At 64.8% G+C, this 2,635-nt stretch carries 4 protein-coding genes; 3 read left to right on the top strand and 1 reads right to left on the bottom strand.

From position 1 onward, the window contains the following. Positions 1–314: 314 nt before the first annotated feature. Positions 315–1,646, bottom strand: coding sequence for an IS1380 family transposase (locus QZZ29_RS11565; RefSeq protein WP_103737289.1), 1,332 nt, complete (start codon positions 1,644–1,646; stop codon positions 315–317). 126 nt (positions 1,647–1,772) lie between these two features. Here QZZ29_RS11565 and QZZ29_RS11560 point away from each other — a divergent pair, with 126 nt between their 5' ends. The 3 genes from QZZ29_RS11560 to QZZ29_RS12835 form a co-directional block, all read left to right on the top strand. Next, entirely contained in the window at positions 1,773–1,949 is a 177-nt protein-coding gene (locus tag QZZ29_RS11560) for an SDR family NAD(P)-dependent oxidoreductase (protein ID WP_291383439.1), read from the top strand. Then, positions 1,946–2,440: an SDR family NAD(P)-dependent oxidoreductase gene (locus tag QZZ29_RS11555; protein ID WP_291383438.1), complete on the top strand. Its 495-nt coding sequence runs from the start codon at positions 1,946–1,948 to the stop codon at positions 2,438–2,440. Before QZZ29_RS11560 ends, QZZ29_RS11555 begins: the two co-directional genes overlap by 4 nt. Before the next feature lie 39 nt (positions 2,441–2,479). Continuing rightward, positions 2,480–2,635: acyl-CoA dehydrogenase family protein (locus QZZ29_RS12835; protein ID WP_366479539.1), on the top strand; the 156-nt coding region annotated here is incomplete at its 3' end.

Below are 2,635 nucleotides of genomic sequence, written 5' to 3'. Positions count from 1 at the left end.
CTTTGAGTACGCAGGCTACCTGCTCCACTGAAGGTTCTTGCCTCGCCCCGGCCATGCGCATTGAGTGATTTGCTATCGAAAGCATAGCTGCTTGCGCTTTCTGGATAAGCGCTAGCCCGGATATTTCACGCATGTAGGCAACGGCCTGCGCAGCGGGGCATCGCGGCGCGGATTTGAGCGAGCAAGGCCACGATGTTGGCCGCAGCCATGGGTGTGATGGTTGGCATGCGCAATGCGGTCGCACTGACCCCCACCCCGGCTTGGGTTGCGGGCCGTTTTTGTTTCATCGCGCCGGCCAGGCGCTGCTGGTGTGTTCAGGGTGAGCGCAGCTGGCTCATGGCGTGCGCGAAGGTCTGCGCACTGGGCCAGTTGGAGGCCAGGTACAGGCGGATGCGCCGCGTGTTGCGCGTCACCACTGCCGCCACCTTGAGCAGCTTCATGCGCAGCGTGTCGATCTGCGCCGTGGCCAGCTCTGTGCCCTGCAACGCCAACGCGCGCAGCCTCTCTACCAGCACGTAGCCCAGCGCGGCCAGCAGCATGCGCAGTTGGTTGGAGCGCAGCACATGGCAGCTCGTGCGCGTGGCGAACAGCCCTACCTGCGCTTCCTTGATCCGGTTCTCCGCCTCGCCGCGCTGGCAGTACACGCCGTCGTACAGCGCCTGGGGATCACCGGCAAGGTTTGTCACGATGAAGCGCGGGTTGCAGCCTTGCGCGCCCCATTCAAGCCGCGTGATCACGCGCCGCTCGTGCGGCCAGCTCTGTGCGGCGTAGTCGAATTCATCGACCATGCGCTGTTTGGCCCCGCTGCGCTCGTATTCGTCTTTCATTGAGAGTTCGGCAAACGCCACGCGCGCCTGCAGCCGTGCATTGCGCGCCAGACCCACGATGTAGTGCACGCCGGCGCGCTCGCACCAGTTCAGGATGCGTTGGCGGCAGAACCCGGAGTCGGCCCGAAACACGATGCGCACCTGCGGCCAACTCTGGCGCAGTCGGCGCACCAGCAGCTTGAGGATAGCCCCAGCGTGCTGCGCCGCATCGATGTTGCTGGGCCGCAAGTAGGCGCACAGCAGTTGCTGGCCGCAGAACACGTACAGGGGCAGGTAGCAGTAGCTGTCGTAGTAGCCGTGGAAGAAGCGAGCCTCCTGCTGGCCGTGCAGCGGGTTGTCAGTGGCGTCGAAGTCCAGCACCAACTCTTCGGGCGCGCTCTCGAAGCTGGCGATGAACTGATTGACCAACACCTCGTGCAGCCGCCACGCCGTGGCACGGTCGGCCCATTTCTCCAGTCGGCAAAGCGTAGGCGCGCTGGCAATCTCGTGGTCCACGCCAACAGCCGTCTGCACAGCCACGTCACAGCGCAGAGCACCGTGGTCGTTGAGGTCTTCCCAGCCCAGCGCCAGGCCGTACACCCGCTGGCGCAACATGTCGCGCACGTCGTGCGTGATCAGTAGCGGATTGCGCGGATCGGCGATGCAGCGCGCCGCCGCATCCATCAAGCCCAGCTTGCGATCGACCTGGCCAAGCAGCATCACGCCACCATCGCTGGTCATGCTGCCGCCGTCAAAACACCCCTGCACCACGCGCCGGCCCAACCGGCCAAAGTCCATGCTCCCAACGTCAATTTCTTCGGTACAGTTTGGCTTCGGCATTGCCCGCTCGTTGATCAAGATTCGACACCTGGATTTTCGGGCACACAAGGGCAATGCCGTCCTCGTTTGTGGCTCTACTACGGTGAAATATCCGGGCTAGAGGCCTACTTGACTGAAATACCTGCCATGAAGTCCATCCTCATCATCGGTGCATCGCGCGGCATTGGGCTGGAGCTGGTGCGCCAGTACACCGAAGGCGGCCGCCGCGTCATCGCCACCGTGCGCGACGACGCGGGGCGCGAGCGCGTGCAGAGCTTGGGCGCTGACGTGCTCACGGTGGACGTGGCCACCCCGCCAGCGTGAGCGGCCTGGCCTGGCAGCTCGACGGTGAAAAGCTCGATCTGGCGATCTATGTGGCTGGCATCATCCGCCGCCCCAACGCGCTTACCCCGCCCACGCAGCAAGACTTTGATGCCGTCATGCACACCAACGTGCTGGGCGCCATGCAGACCATTCCGCAAGTGGCGCCGCTGGTGGCCGATGCGGGTGGCGTGTTCGCCTTCCTGTCATCGTCCATGTCGCAGATCGGTAGCGTGCCGAACAGCGACGCGTGGCTTTACCGCACCAGCAAGGCCGCGCTGAACATGGCGGTGGCAGCGGCACAGCACAACTACCCTGGCGCCACGCTGGTCACCATCGACCCCGGCTGGGTGCAGACCGACATGGGTGGTGGCACGGCACCGCTGACGGTGGAAGACAGCGTGCGCGGCCTGCGCAGCACGCTGGCCAGCGTCACCCCGGCTGACAAGGGCCGCCTGCTGCACCACGATGGCCGCCGTGCCACGCACTGGTAAGGCCCCCTTCATCACGAACAACAACTCTGGAGACAACCCATGCTGCTGACACAAGACCAGGAAATGATCCGCGACGCGGTGCGCGACTTTGCCCAGACCGAGCTGTGGCCGAACGCCGCGCGCTGGGACAAGGAACACCACTTCCCCAAAGAAGCCCACCAGGGCCTGGCCGCGCTGGGCGCCTACGGCATCTGC

The organism is Demequina sp., from assembly GCF_016278765.1.
In the GTDB taxonomy this organism is placed as follows: Bacteria; Actinomycetota; Actinomycetes; order Actinomycetales; family Demequinaceae; genus Demequina.
The sequence above is the reverse complement of the archived record's forward strand: the minus strand, read 5'-3'. Positions and strand labels throughout refer to the sequence as shown.